Origin of the sequence: Lentzea sp. NPDC003310 (assembly GCF_040610935.1) — a bacterium.
Taxonomy (GTDB): Bacteria; Actinomycetota; Actinomycetes; order Mycobacteriales; family Pseudonocardiaceae; genus Lentzea.
Window position 1 is genome coordinate 225,151 of the sequence record NZ_JBEXNC010000017.1, and the last position, 20,460, is coordinate 245,610.

General features: G+C 69.5%; 21 protein-coding genes and 1 riboswitch. Of the genes, 7 read left to right on the plus strand and 14 right to left on the minus strand.

The window, feature by feature from the left end; genetic code table 11:
- The first annotated feature begins 14 nt into the window (after nt 1-14).
- Nucleotides 15-410 (plus strand): adenosylmethionine decarboxylase, encoded by a 396-nt coding sequence (gene speD / locus ABZX02_RS32540; RefSeq protein ID WP_030476957.1) that lies wholly within the window; start codon nt 15-17, stop codon nt 408-410.
- Between the two features lie 29 nt (nt 411-439).
- On the plus strand, nt 440-1,255 hold the full coding sequence (locus tag ABZX02_RS32545; protein WP_355303976.1) for a spermidine synthase: 816 nt from the start codon (nt 440-442) through the stop codon (nt 1,253-1,255).
- A 226-nt stretch (nt 1,256-1,481) separates the two neighbouring features.
- Here ABZX02_RS32545 and ABZX02_RS32550 read toward each other — a convergent pair whose 3' ends face one another.
- From ABZX02_RS32550 to ABZX02_RS32560, 3 genes are all read right to left on the minus strand, one after another.
- Nucleotides 1,482-3,530: a prolyl oligopeptidase family serine peptidase gene (locus ABZX02_RS32550; protein ID WP_355303934.1), complete on the minus strand. Its 2,049-nt coding sequence runs from the start codon at nt 3,528-3,530 to the stop codon at nt 1,482-1,484.
- 209 nt (nt 3,531-3,739) lie between these two features.
- Nucleotides 3,740-4,510 (minus strand): DUF1295 domain-containing protein, encoded by a 771-nt coding sequence (locus tag ABZX02_RS32555; RefSeq protein ID WP_355303936.1) that lies wholly within the window; start codon nt 4,508-4,510, stop codon nt 3,740-3,742.
- Entirely contained in the window at nt 4,507-5,733 is a 1,227-nt protein-coding gene (locus ABZX02_RS32560; protein WP_355303978.1) for a cyclopropane-fatty-acyl-phospholipid synthase family protein, read from the minus strand. The genes ABZX02_RS32555 and ABZX02_RS32560 overlap by 4 nt, the downstream gene beginning before the upstream one ends.
- Before the next feature lie 154 nt (nt 5,734-5,887).
- Between ABZX02_RS32560 and ABZX02_RS32565 the strand changes: the two genes are divergently transcribed.
- Nucleotides 5,888-6,562, plus strand: a complete 675-nt coding sequence (locus tag ABZX02_RS32565; RefSeq protein WP_355303938.1) for a hypothetical protein — start codon at nt 5,888-5,890, stop codon at nt 6,560-6,562.
- Between the two features lie 167 nt (nt 6,563-6,729).
- Here ABZX02_RS32565 and glyA read toward each other — a convergent pair whose 3' ends face one another.
- From glyA to ABZX02_RS32605, 8 genes are all read right to left on the minus strand, one after another.
- On the minus strand, nt 6,730-7,995 hold the full coding sequence (glyA, locus tag ABZX02_RS32570) for a serine hydroxymethyltransferase (protein WP_355303940.1): 1,266 nt from the start codon (nt 7,993-7,995) through the stop codon (nt 6,730-6,732).
- Nucleotides 7,996-8,008: 13 nt separating this feature from the next.
- Nucleotides 8,009-9,103, minus strand: coding sequence for a glycine cleavage system aminomethyltransferase GcvT (gcvT, locus tag ABZX02_RS32575; protein ID WP_355303942.1), 1,095 nt, complete (start codon nt 9,101-9,103; stop codon nt 8,009-8,011).
- Nucleotides 9,104-9,291: 188 nt separating this feature from the next.
- Nucleotides 9,292-9,382: riboswitch (glycine riboswitch) on the minus strand.
- Between the two features lie 45 nt (nt 9,383-9,427).
- A complete protein-coding gene (locus tag ABZX02_RS32580; protein ID WP_355303944.1) occupies nt 9,428-9,730 on the minus strand; it encodes a DUF3817 domain-containing protein in 303 nt (100 codons plus the stop codon).
- A gap of 14 nt (nt 9,731-9,744) precedes the next feature.
- Nucleotides 9,745-10,098: a hypothetical protein gene (locus ABZX02_RS32585; RefSeq protein ID WP_355303946.1), complete on the minus strand. Its 354-nt coding sequence runs from the start codon at nt 10,096-10,098 to the stop codon at nt 9,745-9,747.
- Nucleotides 10,099-10,304: 206 nt separating this feature from the next.
- A complete protein-coding gene (locus ABZX02_RS32590) occupies nt 10,305-10,796 on the minus strand; it encodes a transcriptional regulator (protein ID WP_089917100.1) in 492 nt (163 codons plus the stop codon).
- A gap of 164 nt (nt 10,797-10,960) precedes the next feature.
- Nucleotides 10,961-11,140: a hypothetical protein gene (locus ABZX02_RS32595; RefSeq protein WP_266041674.1), complete on the minus strand. Its 180-nt coding sequence runs from the start codon at nt 11,138-11,140 to the stop codon at nt 10,961-10,963.
- Nucleotides 11,141-11,477: 337 nt separating this feature from the next.
- On the minus strand, nt 11,478-12,602 hold the full coding sequence (locus ABZX02_RS32600; protein ID WP_355303948.1) for a CaiB/BaiF CoA-transferase family protein: 1,125 nt from the start codon (nt 12,600-12,602) through the stop codon (nt 11,478-11,480).
- Nucleotides 12,599-13,735 (minus strand): acyl-CoA dehydrogenase family protein, encoded by a 1,137-nt coding sequence (locus ABZX02_RS32605; RefSeq protein WP_355303950.1) that lies wholly within the window; start codon nt 13,733-13,735, stop codon nt 12,599-12,601. The genes ABZX02_RS32600 and ABZX02_RS32605 overlap by 4 nt, the downstream gene beginning before the upstream one ends.
- A 107-nt stretch (nt 13,736-13,842) precedes the next feature.
- Here ABZX02_RS32605 and ABZX02_RS32610 point away from each other — a divergent pair, with 107 nt between their 5' ends.
- From ABZX02_RS32610 to ABZX02_RS32620, 3 genes are read left to right on the plus strand one after another with little or no spacing between them, the layout of a single operon-like run.
- Nucleotides 13,843-14,277 carry a GNAT family N-acetyltransferase gene (locus ABZX02_RS32610; RefSeq protein ID WP_355303952.1) on the plus strand — a complete coding sequence of 145 codons (435 nt, stop codon included), beginning with the start codon at nt 13,843-13,845 and terminating at the stop codon, nt 14,275-14,277.
- A gap of 55 nt (nt 14,278-14,332) precedes the next feature.
- A complete protein-coding gene (locus ABZX02_RS32615) occupies nt 14,333-15,535 on the plus strand; it encodes an acetyl-CoA C-acetyltransferase (protein ID WP_355303954.1) in 1,203 nt (400 codons plus the stop codon).
- Between the two features lie 3 nt (nt 15,536-15,538).
- Nucleotides 15,539-17,569, plus strand: a complete 2,031-nt coding sequence (locus tag ABZX02_RS32620; RefSeq protein ID WP_355303956.1) for a 3-hydroxyacyl-CoA dehydrogenase NAD-binding domain-containing protein — start codon at nt 15,539-15,541, stop codon at nt 17,567-17,569.
- Here ABZX02_RS32620 and ABZX02_RS32625 read toward each other — a convergent pair.
- Nucleotides 17,566-18,516, minus strand: coding sequence for an AraC family transcriptional regulator (locus ABZX02_RS32625; RefSeq protein WP_355303958.1), 951 nt, complete (start codon nt 18,514-18,516; stop codon nt 17,566-17,568). The genes ABZX02_RS32620 and ABZX02_RS32625 overlap by 4 nt on opposite strands.
- 212 nt (nt 18,517-18,728) lie before the next feature.
- Nucleotides 18,729-19,277, minus strand: coding sequence for a DM13 domain-containing protein (locus ABZX02_RS32630; RefSeq protein WP_355303960.1), 549 nt, complete (start codon nt 19,275-19,277; stop codon nt 18,729-18,731).
- Nucleotides 19,278-19,338: 61 nt separating this feature from the next.
- Here ABZX02_RS32630 and ABZX02_RS32635 point away from each other — a divergent pair, with 61 nt between their 5' ends.
- Nucleotides 19,339-19,689, plus strand: coding sequence for a hypothetical protein (locus ABZX02_RS32635; protein WP_355303962.1), 351 nt, complete (start codon nt 19,339-19,341; stop codon nt 19,687-19,689).
- Nucleotides 19,690-19,797: 108 nt separating this feature from the next.
- Here ABZX02_RS32635 and ABZX02_RS32640 read toward each other — a convergent pair whose 3' ends face one another.
- Nucleotides 19,798-20,079 carry a hypothetical protein gene (locus tag ABZX02_RS32640; protein WP_355303964.1) on the minus strand — a complete coding sequence of 94 codons (282 nt, stop codon included), beginning with the start codon at nt 20,077-20,079 and terminating at the stop codon, nt 19,798-19,800.
- Nucleotides 20,080-20,460 lie beyond the last annotated feature (381 nt).

A 20,460-nucleotide genomic window follows, 5' to 3' on the forward strand; every position in this document is an offset into this window, starting at 1 on the left:
GTTTGGAGTGATTGATGTCCGAAGCGCCCTGTCAGACCGAGGAGACCGTCGGTTTGTTCGCGGGACAGCACGTACTTGCAGAGCTTTCGGGTGTGAGTGCCGATCTGCTCGATGACGAGCAGTTCCTGAAGCACGCCCTCGGTGAGGTTCTCACGCAGGCCGACGCAACCGTGCTGGAGGTGATCTCCAAGAAGTTCGATCCCCAAGGAGTCACCGTGCTGGCCCTGCTGTCGGAATCCCATGCGTCGATCCACACGTACCCCGAAGTGGGTTCGGTGTTCGTCGACGTCTTCACCTGCGGTACACGTGCGAAACCCGCGCTGGCCGTCCAGCTACTCGCTGACGCCCTGGGCGCTGCTCATGTGAGCACGGATCTCGTCACTCGTGGCGTCAAGGAGCATGTCGCGTGAACACGATCAACGAGCCGCTCGCCGAGGGCATGACCCGCCACTGGCGCGTGGACGAGGTGCTGGTCGACACCAAGACCGACTTCCAGCACCTGGTGATCGCCCGCACGGCGCAGGGGCTGTCGCTGTTCTGCGACGACGACCGCCAGTCGACGGAGTTCAGCCAGCTGACCTACCACGAGGCCCTGATGGTGCCGGCGCTGCTGCTGGCCGACACCGTCGAGCGCGTGCTGGTCATCGGCTCCTCCGAAGGCGTCGTGTGCCAGATGGCCGTCGAGCACGGTGCGACGGTCGTCGACCACATCGACATCGACGAGCAGGCCGTGAAGCTCTGCGCCGAGCACCTGCCGTACGGGTATTCGGTGGAGGAGCTGGCTCTCGCCGAGAAGGGCGAGGGCCCGATCCGCGTGCAGTACATCGACGGGTTCGAGTACATCCGCACGACGTCGGAGAAGTACGACATCGTGCTGGTGGACCTGCCCGACGAGCGCGAGGAGGAGGCACAGCACAACCGCCTGTACGGCGCGGACTTCCTGCGCATGTGCAAGGCGCTGCTGCGTCCCGGCGGCGTCGTCGTCAACCAGTCCGGGTGCCAGACGATGTGGCGCAACACCACGCTGATCCGCTCCTGGCAGCGGTTCAACGAGGTGTTCGAGACGGTCGCGTACTACGGCTCGGACGAGCACGAGTGGGCGTACCTGTTCGGGCGCGCGGACGTCGTCGAGGACCCGACCGCGCTGATGGTCGAGCGGTTGAAGACGGCCGGGTACCAGCCGGAGTCGATCGACGACCTGGCGTTGCTGGGCAACAGCATTCCGCCGTACCGGGTGCGGCAGTCGCTGGCCTGATCGAGGCATGAGGAAGGGGGCGTTCCCGGTTCGCGGGAACGCCCCCTTCGCCGTTTCCGGGGGCGTCTCCCGCTCGCAGGGACGCCCCATTCGCTTCTCTCTGCGGGCTTCTCCCGTCGCGGAGACGCCCCTTTCGCCTTACCTGCGGGCGTCTCTCGCTCGTAGAGACGCCCCTTCGCCTTCCCTGCCAGCTTCTCCCGTCGCGGAGACGCCCCTTCGTCGTCCTTTAAGCCAGTGCCTGCTTCAGGAAGTCCACCTGCAGCAGCAGGAGGTTCTCCGCCACCTGCTCCTGCGGGGTCATGTGCGTGACGCCCGACAGCGGCAGCACGGTGTGCGGCCGGCCTGCGGCGAGCAGCGCGCTGGACAGGCGCAGCGTGTGCGCGGCCACCACGTTGTCGTCGGCCAGGCCGTGGATGATCATCAACGGGCGGGAGAGCTTGTCCGCGTCGGCGATGAGCGAGTTGGCGTCGTAGACCTCGGGCCGCTCGTCCGGGTGGCCGAGGTAGCGCTCGGTGTAGTGGGTGTCGTAGAGGCGCCAGTCGGTCACCGGGGCGCCCGCGATGCCCGCGTGGAAGACGTCCGGGCGGCGCAGCACGGCCAGGGCCGACAGGTAGCCGCCGTAGGACCAGCCGCGGATCGCCACGCGCGTCAGGTCGAGGTCGGGCTCGATCGCGGCGGCCGCCTCGAGCGCGTCCACCTGGTCCTCGAGGGTGGCGCCGGCGAAGTCGAACGCGATCGCGCGTTCCCAGGCGAGGCCGCGGCCCGGGGTGCCGCGGCCGTCGGCGACCAGCACCGCGAAGCCCTGGTCCGCGAGCCACTGCGAGGCCAGGAAGGCGTTCTGGGCCGACACGACGCGCTGGGCGTGCGGGCCGCCGTACGGGTCCATCAGCACCGGCAGCTTGGTGCCGGGGACGTGGCCGGTCGGCAGCAGGAGCGCGGCGCGCAGGCCCCGTTCGCCGAGGGTCAGCATGCGCGGGGACGCCGTGATGACCGGCGTGTCCGCCCACGACTCGATCACGTGGTCGCCGACGCGCACCTTCGACCCGAACCAGTCCACAGAGGCCGACACGAGCACAACCGTGTCACCGCCCCGAACCGCGGCGTGCACACCGTCCTCAGAGGACAGCCGGGTGGTCTCGGCGCCGACCTCGTAGACGTGCGTCTGCGTCGGGTCGTCGGCGGAGGCGGCCACGAGGATCGAACCGTCGGCGATGTCGAGCACGCGGCGCACCTGGAGGCCGTGGGTGACGACCTCGTCGCCGACCTGGAGGGCGTACTCGTCGTCGTGGCCGACGATCCGCACGAGGCGGCCGTCCGGCGTCCACGCGGGAGCGCCGTCGGTGACCTCGAGCCACACCGGGTCGGTCTCGACCGCGAGCTCGGTGACGGCACCCGTGTCGGGGGCCAGCGTGTGGATCGTGCGGGTGCGCTGGTCGCGCGTCTGCGTCGTGATCAGCGGGGCGCCACCGGACGACCAGTGCACGTCGTTGAGGTAGTCGAACTCCAGCAGCACGGGCACGAAGGTGCCGTCCAGCGACACCACGTGCAGCGACACGGTGGCGTTCGTCGTGCCGGCCGCCGGGTAGGCGATCTCGGTGGCGGGCGTGGCGGGGTTCGCCGGGTCGGCGATGTACCAGCGCTTCACCTCGGCGTTGTTCACGCGCGCGGCGATGATGCGCGTGCCGTTCGGCTCCCACCAGTAGCCGCGGTAGCGGGACATCTCCTCGGCCGCGATGAACTCGGCGAGGCCGAACGTCACGTCCTCCCCGTCCGGCACGGCGACGGCGGTGTCCTCACCCGACGCCAGCTCGACCACGCGGAGCGTGCCGCGCGTGACGTACGCCACGCGCTGCCCGGTCGGGTCGACGCGCGGGTCGATCACCCCGCCCTCGGTGGGCAGTTCGCGGACCTCGCCACCGACCAGGTCCGCCACGAACAGGCGGCCGGACAACGCGAACGAGGCGACCGACGCGTCCCGGGAGAGGGCGTAGCCGACGATGCCCGCGCCGGACTCGCGCGTGCGCTCGCGGCGTGCCTTCTCCTCCGCCGGCAGGTCCTCCGGATCGGACAGCAGCGCAGCCGGATCGGCGAGCAGCCTCTCGGCGCCGGTGGCCGTGTTCAGCTCCCAGAGCCCGTTCGCACGGCTCGTGGCCGTGGCCGGGCGCAGGAAGAAGACGCGGCCGCCGTCCGCCGACACCGCGAAGGTCCTCGGTGCGCCGACGGTGAACCGCTGGGTGCGCGCCTGTTGGCGCGGGAAGGAGATGTCGTTGCCCACGAGCCCACACTAACCCGCGCACGCGTGCGGCACGGGCGCTGTGACGTGCGCTGCTCCGCACGCCACAGCCTCCAGAGGCGCCTGGGACCGGTGGGGCGACCGGGACACGCCCGGCCCACGTGGCTCTTCGGCGGCAATGGCAACGCGGTGCCGCGAACCCCTGTCTCACGTGGCTCTCGGCGACAGCGTCAACGCATGGCCGCGAACCCCTACCCCACGCGGCTCTTCGGCGGCAACGGGAAGAACCCGCTCGTCCGCCGCACGTACTCGGCGTACCCGGGCCGCCGCGACACGATGTCCTTCTCCAGCAACGGCTTCCCGCTGCCCTTGGCGAGCAGCCACGTCATCACCAGCGGGCCGATGACCGTCGCCGCGCCCCACCACGAGTGCAGCGCGAACAGGAACAGGCCCCACCACACGACCGAGTCGCCGAAGTAGTTCGGGTGCCGCGTGTAGCGCCACAGCCCGCGATCCATCACGGCGCCCTTGTTCGCGGGGTCCGCGCGGAACTGCGAGAGCTGCCAGTCCCCCACGGCCTCGAAGGCGAACCCGACCACCCACACCACGACGCCCACCACGTCCAGCACGCCGAACGGCGCCTCCAGGTGCTGCGCCGCCTGCACCGGCAGCGACACGACCCACATCAGCACGGCCTGCAGCAGGTACACCCGGTACATCCGCAGGCGCGGGTTTCCCTTGGCGCGCTTGAGGATGTCCTGGTACCTCGGGTCCTCGTCCTTGCCGCGGTTGCGCGAGTGGATGTGCACGCCCAGGCGCACACCCCACACGACCGTCAGCGCCGTGACGACCCACTGCCGCGTGGCGTCGCCGTCCGCGAGCAGCAGCGTGATCACCGCGATCACGGCGAACCCGGGACCCCAGACGGAGTCGATCAGGTCGTAGCGCTTGCGGGAGTCCGCGTACAGGAACAACGCGCTCAGCAGCAGCAGAACCGCCACCAGGCTGATCAGGAACGTCATCGGGCCACCAGCTCACGACGCACGCGCGGCATGCCGCTGCGGCCGTTCTCGCTGCGGCGCACCGCGAGGATCTGGTCCACGCCCATCCGTCCCTCCTCGAACGTCAGCGCGCCGCCCGCGAGGTAGAGCCGCCAGACGCGGGCCTGGCCCTCGCCGACGAGCGCCACCACCTCGTCCCAGCGCTCCTCCAGGGTCTCCGCCCACGCGCGCACGGTCCAAACGTAGTGCTCCCGCAACGCGTGCACGTCCCGGATCTCCAGGCCGGCCCCCTCCAGGAAGCCGGTGGTGGCGCTGACCGGACGCATGTGCATGTCCGGCGCGACGTACGACTCGATGAACGCGCCGCCGCCCGGCGCGTTGCGGCCGCGCGACATCTGCTGCAGCAGCAGACGCCCCTCGGGCTTGAGCAGCCGGTGCAGGGTCGCGGCGTACTCCGGGTAGTTCGACTCGCCGACGTGCTCCCCCATCTCGATGGTGGAGATCGCGTCGAACGGCTCGTCGCGCACCTCGCGGTAGTCCTGCAGCCGCACCTCGACGCGGCCCTCCAGGCCCTCGGCGGCGATCCGGCCGAGGATGTGCGCGCGCTGCTGGGCGGAGATCGTCACACCGGTCGCGTGCACGCCGTAGTGCTTCGCCGCGTGGATGATCATCGAACCCCAGCCGCAGCCGACGTCGAGCAGGCGCATGCCCGGTTCGAGGCCGAGCTTGCGGCAGACGAGGTCCAGCTTGTTGTGCTGCGCCTGCTCGAGCGGCTCGTCCTCGGACGTGAAGTACGCGCACGAGTAGGCCATGCTCGGGTCGAGCACGAGCTGGTAGAAGTCGTTGCTCAGGTCGTAGTGGTGCGAGATGGCGTCCCGGTCGCGGCTCTTCGTGTGCAGCGCGCCCTTCAGCCGTGCCTCCTCCTTCGGCGCGTCGGGGTTGGGCCCGAGCACCTTCAACCGGAACGCGAGCCGGGCCACCTCGGTGAGCTTCGGCCGCCGGGTGACGCCCCGGCGCACGAGCCCCCAGATCTGGGAGAGACCGGTCGCGAGATCACCCTCCACGTCGAGCTCCCCGCTCACGTACGCGCGCGCGAGCCCCAGCTCGTTCGGACTCCACACGAGCCTCCGCAACGCGTCGCGCGAGCGGATCACGAGCACCGTGCCGTCCTGCGGCCCGGCGACACTTCCGTCCCAGGCTCGAAATCCGATCGGCACCGGCGCGCCCAGCACCCGTTCGGCCATTCCCGCCAGCTGACCAGCGACGACCACCCTGCACCTCCTGCGTGACCTGGCTCCGCCAGACGTTCGAGACAGGACGAGGTTCGGTTCGTTTCTGAACCGAGACGCAACCACGCCCGTATGGCCTCGATAGAGCGAACGGATGGACAAGGAGGACATGAGTGTGATCCGACGTAACCGCATTGCCATCGGGCTCGCCGCGGGACTCGCAGTTGTGCTGGGTCTGGGTGTCTGGAGCGCCACGGGCAGTGGCACGAACTCCAAGCCGGTGGCACAAACCGAAACCGACCTGGGCGTCCTCGGTGACTACGGCGACGTGGGTCAGCCCCCGGTACTCCAGGAGCCCGCGCAGGCGCCCGAAACCCCCGTGCAGCAGCAGGCCCCCGAGACCCCGGCCGCCCAGCCGGCCGCGCAGCCCCCGGCTGCCGCTCCCGTCAGCTCGTTGAAGCTGGTGGGCAAGCCCGTCGACAAGATGGGCCTCGTGGTCCAGGACGGCGACGGCCGCACGATGTACCGCTTCGACAAGGACGTTCCCAAGCCCGAGGGCAAGTCGAACTGCAACGGCACGTGCGCCACCACGTGGCCGCCGCTGCTGTCGGACACCGTCCCGCAGGTCGAGGGCATCGACTCGAAGCTGGTCTCCCTGATCACCCGCGCCGACGGCAAGAAGCAGGTCGCGATCGACGGCTGGGCCCTCTACGCCTACTCGCAGGACCCGAAGCCGGGTGCCTGGAAGGGCCAGGGCGTCGGCGGTACCTGGTTCGTGATCCAGCCCGACGGCAAGCGCAACGTGGAGTGCCTGCCCCCCGGTGTCACGGCCCCCGCTGCGTAACCCCACAGCATCCCGTTAGGACGGTCCATCTGAGACACACATCACCCTGACACGGTGACACCCCGGCCCTGGGGAAGGGGCCGGGGTTCCCGTCGTTTCGCTCCAGGGACGCAGAACGCGAAGGGCGCCACCGGGAAGTCCCGGTGGCGCCCTTCGTCGTCAGTGCGTCAGAGCGTGGAGTACAGCGGGTGCTTGGCCGCCAGCACCTCGACGCGGGCGCGCAGCTCGTCGAGCGCCGCACCCGGCTTCAGGGCCTCCGCGATCACGTCGGCGACCTCGGTGAAGTCCACCTCGCCGAACCCGCGGGTGGCGAGCGCCGGCGTGCCGATCCGCAGACCGGACGTCACCATCGGCGGACGCGGGTCATTGGGAACGGCGTTGCGGTTGACCGTGATGCCGATCTGGTGCAGGACGTCCTCGGCCTGCTTGCCGTCGAGCTCGGAGTTCACCAGGTCGACCAGGACCAGGTGCACGTCCGTGCCGCCGGTGAGGACCTTCACGCCGGCCTCGGCGACGTCCGCCTGCGAGAGGCGGTCGGCGAGGATCCGCGAGCCCTCCAGCGTGCGGCGCTGGCGGTCGGCGAACTCCGGCGAGGCGGCGTGCTTGAACGCCACGGCCTTGGCCGCGATCACGTGCTCCAGCGGGCCGCCCTGCTGGCCGGGGAACACCGCCGAGTTGATCTTCTTGGCGATGTCGGCCTCGTTCGACAGGATCACGCCACCACGCGGACCGCCGAGGGTCTTGTGGGTCGTGGTCGTCGTGACGTGCGCGTGCGGCACGGGCGACGGGTGCAGACCGGCGGCGACGAGGCCGGCGAAGTGCGCCATGTCGACCATCAGGTAGGCCTCGACCGAGTCCGCGATGCGGCGGAACTCGGCGAAGTCCAGCTGGCGCGGGTAGGCGGACCAGCCCGCGACGATCAGCTTCGGGCGGTGCTCCTGCGCCAGGCGCTCGACCTCGGCCATGTCGACACGGCCGTCGGAGTCGGCGACGTGGTACGGCACGACGTTGTAGAGCTTGCCGGAGAAGTTGATCCGCATGCCGTGGGTCAGGTGACCGCCGTGCGCGAGGTCCAGGCCGAGGATCGTGTCGCCGGGCTGGAGCAGCGCGAACATCGCGGCCGCGTTGGCCTGCGCGCCCGAGTGCGGCTGCACGTTCGCGAAGCCCGCGCCGAAGAGCGACTTGATGCGCTCGATGGCGAGGCGCTCGACGACGTCCACGTGCTCGCAGCCGCCGTAGTAGCGGCGGCCGGGGTAGCCCTCGGCGTACTTGTTCGTCAGCACCGAGCCCTGCGCCTGCAGGACCGACACGGGCGTGAAGTTCTCCGAGGCGATCATCTCGAGCGTGCCCTGCTGGCGCGCCAGCTCGGCCGCGACGGCCTCGGCGACCTCGGGGTCGTACTCCGCGAGGGAAGCGTTGAACTGGTCGGACATCTGGAAGAACTCCCTACTTGGCGCGCTTGTAGAACGGAAGTGCGACGACCTCGACCGGCTGCTTCTTGCCGCGGACGTCCACCAGCAACTGGGTGCCCGGCTCGGCACTGGCCTTGGTCACGTAGGCCATGGCGACGGAATAGCCGAGGGTCGGGGACAGCGCGCCCGACGTCACCTCGCCCACGACCTCGTCGCCGTTCAGCACCGCGTACCCGTGGCGCGGGGCACGGCGCTCGGGGGTCTTCAGCCCGACCAGGACCGAGTCCACACCGGACTCGGCGACCTTGGCGAGCGCGTCGCGGCCCACGAAGTCGCCCGGCTTGTCGAGCTTCACGACGCGGCCGAGGTTCGCGTTGTAGGGCGTGAGCGACGTCGTGAGCTCGTTGCCGTACAAGGGCATCCCGGCTTCGAGGCGCAGCGTGTCGCGGCAGCCGAGACCGCACGGCTTGAGCTCGTGCGCCTGCCCGGCCTCGAGCAGCGCTGCCCACACGGCGGACGCGTCGGCGGGCGCGACGAACAGCTCGAAGCCCTCCTCGCCGGTGTAGCCGGTGCGGGCGAGCAGCGCGTCGACGCCGGCGACCGTGGAGGGGTAGGAGGCGTAGTACTTGACCGTCGAGAGGTCCGTGTCGGTGAGGCCCGAAAGGATCTCGACCGACTTCGGGCCCTGGATCGCGATCAGCGCGTAGTCCGTGGACTTGTCGGTGACGACGGTGTCGAACCCGGCGGCGCGCTCGACCAGTGCTTCAGCCACCACTGAAGCGTTGGAGGCGTTCGCGACGACCATGAACTCCTCGTCGCCGAGGCGGTACACGATCAGGTCGTCGATCACGCCGCCGTCGGCCTGCGTGATCATCGTGTAGCGCGCCTTGCCGACCGCGAGCGCGGAGATGTGGCCGACGAGCGCGAAGTCGAGGGCCTCCCCCGCCTGCGGACCGGTCAGCACGATCTCACCCATGTGCGTGAGGTCGAACAGGCCCGCGGTCTGGCGCACGGCGTGGTGCTCCGCGAGCTCGGACGAGTAGCGCAGCGGCATCCGCCAGCCCGCGAAGTCGGTGAACATCGCGCCGAGCTGCTCGTGCTCGGCGTTCAGAGGCGTGAGGCGGGACATCAGAACGCTCCTCCAGGGTGCGCCGAAGAGCCGGACGCGGCCGGCTGAGGCATCAGAAGAATGACACGGTCCATCGGAGACTCCTCACTAGAGCGAGCCTCCCCCTCTGTCATGAGCCTGAGAGCTTCACCACCGCAGTGGTTTGCACCGTGGGCGAGGCTGCCGAGCAGCCTGCTTTTCAGAGTTGCCTGCGTCGCGCGGTACCTGTACCTGAGAGATTCCGGGGAGGAGTTGCTCCTACGGTGCTCCCACTCAAGGGAGCTCTCCCGCGCGACATCGACGGCCGTGTTCAGTTGGTAGCCCCAGACGCTAGCAGGCCAAACGTCACAACGGCACGCCCTGAGCGGTCTTCTCGACCACCTTGCGCTCCGCCCAGAAGGACAGGAACGGGATCGTGCCGGCGAGCAGCACCAGCAGGGTGCCCTTGATCGACCACCGGAGCTTCAGCGCCAGGTCGACCGAAAGCACCAGGTAGATGGCGTAGAGGAAGCCGTGGATCGGGCCGACGACCTTCATCGCGCCACCCATGTCCGCGGCGTACTTGAGCACCATCGCCACGACCAGGAGCAGCAGGAAGACTCCGACCACGTAAGCCATGACCCTGAACCGGGTCAACGCACCCTTCATCTGCCCGCCTTCGCTCAACGACCGTCCCGCGCGTTGAGGTCCGCGAGCATGCGGTTGTAGGCCGCGAGCTCCGCGTCTTCGTCATCGTCGAACTGCTCGACAGGCGCGGGTTTGACGGCGACAACCGTACTTACCGGCGAAGGAGCGGCTGCAACCGGCTCGGGTGAGAGAGCCTCGTCACGGCGTTCGCGCGCGAGCTTGCGGAAGCGCCACACCATGAAGAGGGGGAAGAGGCCGAAGAGCGGCCACTGGAGCACGTACCCGAGGTTCTGGAACGTGCCGCTGGCGGACTCGAAGCGCTGCCACTGCCACCAGGCGAGCCCGCAACAGACGATCAACGCCGCCAGACAGGCGAGCGCGATCAGCACACGTTGGGGGGTAAGGAGGCCGCGCACGACCTCAAGACTACTTGGGTGAGGCCTCCTGATGGAGGCCACCCCGTGGGGTGTGAGGGCCTCGGCCCTCAGCTGAGGAACACGGCGGACGAACGTTCGGCGAGCGCGCCCCGCACGGACGCGCGTGCCCGTTCAACGAGTGGATACAGGGCTGCCGCCTCCGACAGCCCGTTCCGCTACTACGCCACGCCGTCCCGGCGCTGCCTCTGCAGACGTGCGACGCACCAGGCCGCGGCGGAGCCACGACGAAGGTGCTGGAGAACCGTCATCGGTCCCAGGCGCCTCCCGAGGTCGGCAGGCGTGAGGCCGGCCGCGCGGTAGTCGAGCGCGCGCTGGTCCAACGGGCTGATGCCCGCGTCCCACCACTGCTCGGCCTCGGCGACGTCGCCCACCAGCTGCCAGTAGCTCGCCGCGGCGGCGAGCAGTGCCTCGGGTGCCTCCGGCGCCCGCTTGCGCATCGCGGCCACGTAGGCCGGATCCGCCGAGTCGACCTTGACCAAGCCACGCGACCCACTCCTGCCTCCCCGCTGCACGGGGATGCCGGGCGCCGAGGGGGGAGCCTCCGCGAGCCACGCGTTCTTGATCCGGTTCACCTCCTGCATCTCTGCGTCGTCAGACCGTTCAGCCGCCCACTGCTGCAACAGCTCGTGGACCCCGGAGTCCTCGACCATCAATGCCTCCTCGTCGGTCGGGGATCGGCCATTGCAGCGGAAGGTATTCGGTAGGTCTGACAATCGCCAGACCCTGAATCCCCAGAACACCCGTTACCAGTGCGTGATTGGCCTCATTCCACCCGTCCGGCGCAACGCGGAGGGCTGAAGATCACCGTCCGTGACTAGCTGAGCGGGGTGGCCGTCCCGAAGAGGCTGCGGACGAAGGTGATGATCGACTCCGCGCCCTGACGCAGCCAGCCGAGGACCTGCTGCACCGCCGAAGCGGACTGCTCGGGCTGGGTGATCAGGAGGAACAGCACCAGCGCGACGCCCGCCAGCACTAGCACCTTCTTGAGGTTCACAGGTACCTCTCCGTCCGTGTCGTTCACCGGTCGGGCGGCCGACCGCCCGTGTCACCCGTCATGGTCCCTCATTCACCCGGCCGATGAACAACGACCACGCCAAACTCGTCACAGGATCCGCCAGGGACGCACGCCTGCACGACGTCCAATGTCACCCGAATGGCGGCTAAAGACGGGCCTCAGCAGCGCCGATGTCCTGGGCACGAGGTGAACACGGACACCCTCGCATCCCACAGCTTGGAAGAAGGACTGTTGCACCGGGGCTCACCCGGATGCCGACCGTGCCCGATCACGCACCGTCACGCCGTCGTGGCGCCTTTAATACGCACCCGACCATTCATCCAATTACTCCAGACCGCCTCAGTTCCATAATCCGGTCCTCTGCCACACCCATGTCGGCAAGCACTTCCGCGGTGTTCGTCCCCGGCGGGACCGGGGGCGTCGGAACGGCCGCCGGAGTGCGGTCGAAGCGGGGCGCCGGAGCCGGGTGGGCCACCCCGGACACGTCCACGAAAGTGTCTCGGGCGGCGTTGTACGGGTGAACCGCCGCCTCGGCCGGGGTCAGCACCGGCGCCAGGCACGCGTCCGTGTCCCGCGCCAGGTCCGCCCACTCGTCCCGCGGCCGGGTCTTCACCGCCGCCGCGATGCGCTCGCGCAGCTCGGGCCAGTTCGCCGGGTCGTTGCGACTCGGCGCCTCCTGCAGGCCCAGCACGCGGACCAGGTCGGCGTAGAACTTCTCCTCCAGCGCGCCGATCGCCACGTACCTGCCGTCGGCCGCCTCGTAGACGTCGTAGAACGGCACCCCGCCGTCGAGCATGTTCTCGCCGCGCCCGCCGGACCACAGGCCCGCGGACCGCATGCCGTGCAGGAACGTCGTCAGCAGCGCCGCGCCGTCGACCATGGCCGTGTCGACGACCTGGCCGCGTCCGGAGCGCTCCCGTTCGTACAGCGCGGCCAGCACGCCGAGGGCGAGCAGCAGCCCTCCCCCGCCGAAGTCGCCGAGCAGGTTGATGGGGAACGACGGCGGCCCGCCGGCCCGTCCCAACGGCTCCAGAGCGCCCGCCACGGCGATGTAGTTGATGTCGTGGCCCGCCCGGTCGGCCAGCGGCCCGTCCTGCCCCCAACCGGTCATGCGCCCATATACAAGGCGCGGGTTGCGGGCGAGGGCCTGGGCGGGGCCGATGCCCAGCCGTTCGGTGACGCCCGGCCGGAAGCCCTCGATCAGCACGTCCGAGCGCTCGACCAGGCCCAGCACCAGCTCGGCGCCCTCGGGCTTGCGGGTGTCGATCGCGATCGACCGCCGGCCGCGGGTGAGGAAGTCGCCGGGGACGGCCGGGTGACTCCCCGGCTTGTGCACCTGGACGACGTCGGCGCCCAGGTCGGCGAGCACCATGGCACCGAACGGCGCGGGCGCGAGTCCCGCCAGTTCGACGACCCGAAGTCCTGCCAGCGGGCCGCTCACAAGGACCTCGCGATGATTTCCTTCATGATCTCGTTCGTGCCGCCGTAGATCCGCTGGACGCGGGCGTCGGACCAGGCACGCGCGATCGGGTACTCGGTCATGTAGCCGTAGCCGCCGAAGAGCTGCACGCACTCGTCGACCACCTTGCTCAGCCGGTCGCTCGCCCACCACTTCGCCATCGCGGCGGTCGGCACGTCCAGTTCGCCCTTCAGGTGCTTCTCGATGCACTCGTCGATGAACGCCCTGGTCACGGCCGCCTCGGTGGCGCACTCGGCGAGCTTGAACCGGGTGTTCTGGAACTTGATCAGCTCCTTGCCGAACGCCTGGCGCTCCTTCACGTACCTCAGCGTCAGCTCCGTCGCGGCCTCGATGCCCGCGATGCAGCAGACGCCGATGATCAGGCGTTCCTGCGGCAGCTGCTGCATGAGCTGGATGAACCCGAGCCCTTCTTGGCCGCCGAGGAGGTTCGCGGCCGGCACGCGCACGTCGTCGAAGAACAGCTCGGCGGTGTCCTGGCCCTTCATGCCGACCTTGTCGAGCACGCGGCCGCGCCGGATGTCGTTCTCGACGACGAGCAGGGAGATGCCGGTGGCGCCCTGCGCGGGGTCGGTCTTGGCGACCACGATGACGAGATCGGCGAGCGCACCGTTGGTGATAAACGTCTTCGAGCCGTTGATGACGTACTCGTCGCCGTCCCTGATGGCCTTCGTGCGGATGCCCTGGAGGTCGGAGCCCGCGCCGGGTTCGGTCATCGCGATCGCGCCGACGTACTCGCCGGACGCGAGCTTCGGCAGCCAGCGCCGCTTCTGGTCCTCGGTGCCGTAGGAGTTGAGGTAGTGGGCGACGATGCCGCTGTGCACGCTGTTGCCCCACGCGCTGTCGCCGGCGCGGGCCTGCTCCTCCAGCAGCACGGCCTCGTGCGCGAACGTGCCGCCACCGCCGCCGTACTCCTCGGGGATGCTCAGGCACAGCAGCCCGAGCTCGCCGGCCTTGGTCCAGAGGTCGCGGTCGACCTGCTTCTGCTCGGCGAAGCGTTCGGCGTTCGGCGTGACCTCCTTCTCGAAGAACGTGCGCGCGAGCTGCCGCAACTGGTCCAGGTCGCTGTCCATCCACCGCGATCGACGCTCTGCCATGCGGTCCACGAAACCACCGGGCGGTGGTCCACGCCATGACCGCCGCGCCAGGTCGTCACCCGAAAAACTGAGCGAAATTCCCACCCCGATCGGTCAGACTGCCCGGTATGCAGATCCAGCAGCTCACGCCGGACGCCTGGACGCTCTGGCGGGACGTCCGCCTCGAGGCGCTGGCCTCCGACCCCGGCGGGTTCGGGTCGACGCTGGCCCGTGAGCAGGCCTACACCGAGGCCGACTGGCGGGAGTCCGTCGGGCGCGGGCTGAAGTTCGTCGCGCTCGCCCCGGAGCCCGCCGGACTGGTCGGCGCGGCGGAGACGCCGGGCGGCCTGGAGCTGTACTCGATGTGGGTGCGGTCCTCGCATCGCGGCCGCGGCGTCGGGGAGGCGCTGGTCAGGGCCGTGCTGACGGCAGCGGCCGGCGAGGGCTGGAAGCTCGTGCGGCTGCGCGTGTACGACGACAACGAGCCCGCGCGGCGGCTCTACCGGCGCATGGGGTTCGTGGACGTCGACGAGCCGGAGCACATGGAGTTCCGGGTGAGCTAATCGGTCACCCTCCACGGTCATGGCCAGGTCCCGGGAGCGGGCCTAGCGTGGTGTCATGAGCGAAGCCTTGATCTTCGACGCGGTGCGCACGCCGCGTGGCAAGGGGAAGCGCGGGTCGCTGCACAGCGTCAAGCCCGTCGAGCTGGCCGCCGGTGTGCTGCGCGCGCTGTCCGAACGCAACTCCCTCGACACCTCGGCGGTGGACGACGTCGTGCTCGGCGTCGTGTCCCCGCTCGGTGAGCAGGGCGGCGACATCGCCCGCACCGCCGTGCTGGCCGCCGGGTGGGACCAGCGCCCGGCCGGGGTGCAGCTCAACCGGTTCTGCGCGTCCGGCCTCGAGTCGGTGAACCTCGCCGCGGCCAAGGTCGCGTCCGGGTTCGAGGACCTGGTGGTCGCGGGCGGCGTCGAGTCGATGTCACGCGTGCCGATGGGCTCGGACGGCGGCGCGTGGGCGATCGACCCGCAGACGAACTTCGACCTGTCGTTCGTGCCGCAGGGCGTCTCGGCCGACCTGATCGCGACGCTGGAGGGCTTCTCCCGCACGGACGTCGACGCGTGGGCCGCCCGGTCGCACGCCCGCGCGTTCGAGGCGCAGAAGAACGGCTGGTTCGAGCGCTCGGTCGTACCGGTCGTCGACCAGAACGGCACGGTGGTGCTCAAGGAGGACGAGACGATCCGTCCCGACTCCACTGTGGACTCGCTCGGGAAGCTCAAGCCGAGCTTCCAGTTCCACGGCGACCTCGGCTACGACACCGTCGCGATCGACCGGTACCCGACCGTCGAGCGCATCAGCCACGTGCACACGCCGGGCAACTCGTCGCAGATCGTCGACGGCGCCGCGGCCATGCTGATCGGGTCGGCGGCGGCCGGCCAGTCCCTCGGCCTCACGCCGCGCGCCCGGATCGTCTCCGTGGCCGTCGTGGGCACCGAGCCGACGATCATGCTGACCGGACCGGCGCCGTCCGCCCGCAAGGCTCTGGACAAGGCGGGCCTCTCGGTCGAGGACATCGACCTGTTCGAGGTCAACGAGGCGTTCTCGTCGGTCGTGCTGAAGTTCCTGCGGGACATGGACATCCCGGAGGACAAGGTCAACGTCAACGGCGGCGCGATCGCGCTGGGCCACCCGCTGGGCGCCACCGGCTGCATGATCCTCGGCACGCTGCTCGACGAGCTGGAGCGCCGGGACCTGCGGCGCGGCCTCGCCACGTTGTGCGTGGGCGGCGGCATGGGTATCGCGACGATCATCGAGAGGGTCTGAGGCATGCCGTTCCACTACGACAAGGACGCGGACGGCATCGTCACCCTGACGATGGACATGTCCGGCTCCGCCAACGTCATGAACGACGAGTACCGCGAGCTGATGGGCGACGCGGTCTCGAAGCTCGAAGCCGACGACATCACCGGCGTGGTCATCACGTCCGCCAAGAAGACCTTCTTCGCGGGTGGCGACCTCAACGTGCTGATCGCGATCACGCCGGAGAACGCCTCGCAGGCGCTGGAAGGCGTGGAGGAGCTCAAGTCGCAGCTGCGCCGGCTGGAGAAGCTCGGCAAACCGGTCGTGGCCGCGATCAACGGCACCGCGCTCGGCGGCGGGTTCGAGATCGCGCTCGCCGCGCACCGCCGGATCCTGCTGAACGACAACAGCATCCGCGTCGGCCTGCCCGAGGCGACGCTCGGCCTGCTGCCCGGCGGCGGTGGCGTCACGCGCATGGTGCGGCTGCTCGGCGTGCAGAAGGCGTTGCCGTTGCTCATGGAGGGCAAGCAGCTGCGGCCGGAACGCGCGCTGCAGGCCGGGATCGTGCACCAGGTCGTGGACACGCGCGAGGAGCTGATCTCCGAGGCGATCGCGTGGATCAAGGCGAACCCGGCGCCGTCGCAGCCGTGGGACGTGCAGGGCGCGGGCGTGCCGGACCTGAAGTTCGGCGACCCCAACAGCTACGGCCTGCTGGCGGCGGCCCCGGCCGTGCTCTCGAAGAAGTCGCACGGCGTGTACCCGGCGCCGGAGAAGATCATGGCGACGGCCGTCGAGGGCGCGTACGTCGACTTCGACACGGCGCTGAAGATCGAGGGCCGCTACTTCGTGGAGCTGGCCTCCGGTCAGGTCTCCAAGAACATGATCACCGCGTTCTGGTTCAACCTCAACGAGGTCAACGGCCGTGCGTCCGCCACGGGCAAGCGCGTGGCCAAGCTCGGCGTGCTGGGCGCGGGCATGATGGGCGCCGGAATCGCCGAGGTGTCCGCGAAGGCGGGCATCGAGGTGGTCCTGAAGGACGTCAGCCTCGAAGGCGCCCAGAAGGGCGCTCAGGGCCTGGCAGGCATCACGCCGACCGACTCCGACGACGACCTCGCGGGCTGCGACCTGATCATCGAGGCCGTCTTCGAGAACCGCGAGCTCAAGAACAAGGTCCTCCCCGCCGCCGAGGCGAAGGCGTTGCCGGACGCGGTGATCGCGTCCAACACCTCGACGCTGCCGATCACCGGCCTCGCGTCGGCGGTGACGGCGCCGGAGCGGTTCATCGGCCTGCACTTCTTCTCGCCCGTGCCGAAGATGCGGCTCGTGGAGATCATCCGCGGTGAGAAGACGTCCGAGGAGACGCTCCAGCGGGCGCTGGACTACGTGCGGCAGATCGGGAAGACGCCGATCGTGGTCAACGACTCGCGCGGCTTCTACACCTCGCGGACGTTCGGCACGTACGTGATCGAGGCGATCACGATGCTGGCCGAGGGCGTGGCGCCGGCGCTGATCGAGAACGTCGCGAAGAAGTCCGGCATGGCCGTCGGCCCGCTCGCGGTGTCGGACGAGGTGACGCTGTCGCTGCAGCTGAAGATCCACGACCAGACGCTGGCCGACGACCCGTCGCTCGTGTCGGAGAGTCCGGCCTACGACCTGATCCGCGAGCTGGTGTCGTTGGGGCGCAGCGGGAAGTCGACCGGCGCGGGGTTCTACGAGTACCCCTCGGACGGCTCGAAGAAGTTCCTGTGGCCCGAGCTCACGACCCGCTACGCCAAGGCGGACGCGGGCGTGTCCGAGCAGGACGTGCGCGACCGGCTGCTGTTCGTGCAGGCGCTGGAGACCGTGCGGTGCCTGGACGAGGGTGTGCTGACGTCGGTGGCGGACGCGAACATCGGCTCGATCTTCGGGTTCGGGTTCGCGCCGTGGAGCGGTGGCACGCTGCAGTTCATCAACTCCTACGGCGTGCAGGCGTTCGTGGAGCGGGCCGACTACCTCGCCGACACGTACGGCGAGCGGTTCCGTCCCCCGGCTTCGCTGCGGGAGCGCGACAAGTTCTAGGCGCGGTAGGAGCCGGGCGATGATCCGGTCCACCGCTTGAAGGCCCGGTGGAAGGCGCTCGCCTCGGAGAACCCGAGGCGCAGCGCCAACTCCTCCACCGACTCACCGCCCCGCACGAGCGAGGCCACCGCCTGGTCGCGCAGCAGCTGCTCCCGCACCTCGCGGAACGACGTGCCCTCCCCCGCGAGCCGCCGCCGCAACGTCGGTGCCGACACCCCGAGCTGCGCCGCCACGGCCTCCAGGCCCGTCACCCCGCGCCCGAGCAGGCGCCGCACGTGCCCGGCCGTGTCCGCGCCGTGGTCCCGGCGCGACAGCAGCTCGGCGGGCGAGTGCCGCAGGAACCGCTTGAGCGCCGCCTCGTCCTGCACGACGGGCATGCGCAGGAACTTCGGGTCGAACGCGATCGTGGTGGCGGGCGCGCCGAAGCGCAGCGGGCAGCCGAAGATCAGGTGGTACTCGGCGGCGTGCGCGGGTTCCGGGTAGCCGAACTCGGCGCTCTGCAACGGGATGCGGCGGCCGATGAGCCACGACGAGAACCGGTGCCACAGCACGAGCAGCGACTCGGTCAGGAAGTGGTCGGGGTCGCCCGGGATGTGCAGGGTGAAGCGGCCGCCGTCGAGCGAGAGCTCCAGCGGCTCGTCGAAGAGCGCGTAGAACGCGAGGCCACGCCGCAGGGCCGACTCGAGGTCCGGGCAGTGCACGGACAGCAGGCACATCATCGCGAACGTGCCGCGCTTGGACGGCCGCGGTCCGAAGCCCATGAACTCGTCGTCGAGGACTTCCCAGAGCGTCTGGATGAATTTCGTGTACTGCGCGGGCGTGACGCGCGCTCGGTCGTCCGCGAGCAGGCTCGGCGGGATGCCCGCCCCCAGGAGGACGGCGGACGGCTCCGGGCACGCGCGGAGCGCCGCGCGCACGTAGTGGATCGCCACCGTCCTGGAGTGCACGACCCACAGTAAACGCCCGCGGCGGTGACGCGGCTCCGGGGAGAGTGGGAGCCGCGCCACCGCCGCAGTGGGCCCACCCAGTGAGCCTGCTCCTCGCCAACGGGGCTTCCGCACACCCGCTGACAAGGGACGATGTCGTGTTCGCAGATCGACGGTATGTGGTCTAGACCAGGAAAGTCAATGGTGAAAGCCCACCTTAGCGCCGCAATGTTTCAGGCTTGTTCCAACGGCGCGACCGCGAAGCCGGCACTGAACCTCTGGCACCAGATCACGACACTCCGAATGGACGACACATCGACCCCGGCCGGAATTTCGTACACCTGGTCGCCACGGTTCCCCTTCAACTTGCCGAGACTCGTGAATCCCTGACCGAATGTTTTCTCCGAGGAGCTCGACGCGTGCGGAGACAGGTAAACGTACAGGTCAGGGCCGTCACTGGTGTTCAAGGACGCGAACTGCACCGAATGCGCGCCACCCGGCAACCGGACGAGGCTCGCCTTACCGGTGGTGGCGTGCTCGAGCGACCGCCACTCCCCGGCGGCCACCTCCTCCGGCGTTTCGACGGGAGCGGGCGCGGGCGTCGAGACGGGAGCGGAGACAGGTGCGGACACCGAAGTGGAACTGGGCACCGGAGGCACGAGCAACGCCTCGTTGGTCTCGCGCACCGTGAACAGCCGCCACGGCTGGAACAGGTACAACCCGACCCCGAGGGCGACGACCAGGAAAACTGAGACGGGAATCAGGAATCGACGATGGCGCATACCGAAAATACTGGCGCAAACCGGACCGAAAAGAGCTTACGGAGTTGTTAGGGTGCCGCCCGTGGCGACACAGGCGAGGATCGGCCAGGCCGTGCTCGGCGTCCTGATGGTCGGCTGCGCCCTCACGGGCCTGTTCCCCAAGCCGGTCCCCCTCCTCTTCGCCATAGCGGCGGTCGGCACGGCCAACGCGGCCTTCCCCGCGATGCGCACCTTCGGCTCGGCCCTGCTGGGCGGAGTGGCAGCGGCCTCCATCGCCCTCTCCTCGGTCCCGTTCGTCACGTGCTCCACAGAACGCTTCACCGAGGTGTTCACCTGCTCGGGTGACGCTCCGACGTGGCACCTGACCGGAACAGTGCTGGTGGCAGGCCTTTCCGGAGCCAGTCTGGTACTGGCCCGCATCACAGTTCAGTGACAGCGATCACTCAACCGGGGCCGCAAGGAAGCCGATAAGGCATCCAGGCGAGCGTTCTCCTGCGACCGGCGTAGCCGGTACTGTGCCGAAGAGCGTGATCGCTCGACTTCACACCGTGAGCATCAAGAGGAGGATTGCTGTGCGCGCACTGTGGGCCGCAGGCGGTTCCGCTGTGCTCGGGTCAGCTCTGCTCGGCATCCTGGTGGGCATGGCGCTCCACGGAGCGGCCGGAGAAGACCCGCTGAGCAGAACGCCCGAATCCACCTGGATCACGTCCACCCCGAACAGCACGCAGAGCTCACCGGAGAGCTCCACCACCCCCAGCAGCAGCGCGTCACCCTCGGCAAGCAGCACACCGGAGACCACGCAGCAGCCGCAGAAGACCACCACCCCACCCCCGGCGGCGACCAACCCGGCGCAAGCCCCACCACCCCCAGCACAAACGACGACGGCGGCAACGTCCTCGTCAGGCTGGCCGTGCAGCCCCCTGAACCCGCTGCCACCCCCAACCTGCAAGAACATGAGCAACGGCTAGCACCAGCCAGCAAGCACAGCACAGCAACACGAGGGCAACAGAGGGCGAGCAACGAAGCCACGCCCCCACCCCACCCCGCCTCTCAGCGATGCCGAAGGCGAGCAGTCTTTCCCAAGACTCCAGGGCGGTGGGGTCCCATCACGAGTCGCGCCATAGCTCTTGCTGCATGCCTGGAGGGGTGGCAGAGCGACACGCGGTTAGTAGGGTTGTAAGCCCACCAGGCAGGGGGCGCCGAG

Bases quoted from the DNA above. Each gene is read 5' to 3' on its own strand.
- ABZX02_RS32545 (WP_355303976.1), top strand. From the start codon at position 440: ATGACCCGCCACTGGCGCGTGGACGAGGTGCTGGTCGACACCAAGACC.
- ABZX02_RS32610 (WP_355303952.1), top strand. From the start codon at position 13,843: ATGCAGATCCAGCAGCTCACGCCGGACGCCTGGACGCTCTGGCGGGAC.
- ABZX02_RS32590 (WP_089917100.1), bottom strand. From the start codon at position 10,796: ATGGTCGAGGACTCCGGGGTCCACGAGCTGTTGCAGCAGTGGGCGGCT.
- ABZX02_RS32605 (WP_355303950.1), bottom strand. From the start codon at position 13,735: ATGGCAGAGCGTCGATCGCGGTGGATGGACAGCGACCTGGACCAGTTG.
- ABZX02_RS32580 (WP_355303944.1), bottom strand. From the start codon at position 9,730: ATGAAGGGTGCGTTGACCCGGTTCAGGGTCATGGCTTACGTGGTCGGA.
- ABZX02_RS32620 (WP_355303956.1), top strand. From the start codon at position 15,539: ATGCCGTTCCACTACGACAAGGACGCGGACGGCATCGTCACCCTGACG.
- ABZX02_RS32565 (WP_355303938.1), top strand. From the start codon at position 5,888: ATGAGTGTGATCCGACGTAACCGCATTGCCATCGGGCTCGCCGCGGGA.
- ABZX02_RS32615 (WP_355303954.1), top strand. From the start codon at position 14,333: ATGAGCGAAGCCTTGATCTTCGACGCGGTGCGCACGCCGCGTGGCAAG.
- ABZX02_RS32630 (WP_355303960.1), bottom strand. From the start codon at position 19,277: ATGCGCCATCGTCGATTCCTGATTCCCGTCTCAGTTTTCCTGGTCGTC.
- gcvT (WP_355303942.1), bottom strand. From the start codon at position 9,103: ATGTCCCGCCTCACGCCTCTGAACGCCGAGCACGAGCAGCTCGGCGCG.
- speD (WP_030476957.1), top strand. From the start codon at position 15: ATGTCCGAAGCGCCCTGTCAGACCGAGGAGACCGTCGGTTTGTTCGCG.
- ABZX02_RS32555 (WP_355303936.1), bottom strand. From the start codon at position 4,510: ATGACGTTCCTGATCAGCCTGGTGGCGGTTCTGCTGCTGCTGAGCGCG.
- glyA (WP_355303940.1), bottom strand. From the start codon at position 7,995: ATGTCCGACCAGTTCAACGCTTCCCTCGCGGAGTACGACCCCGAGGTC.
- ABZX02_RS32560 (WP_355303978.1), bottom strand. From the start codon at position 5,733: ATGGCCGAACGGGTGCTGGGCGCGCCGGTGCCGATCGGATTTCGAGCC.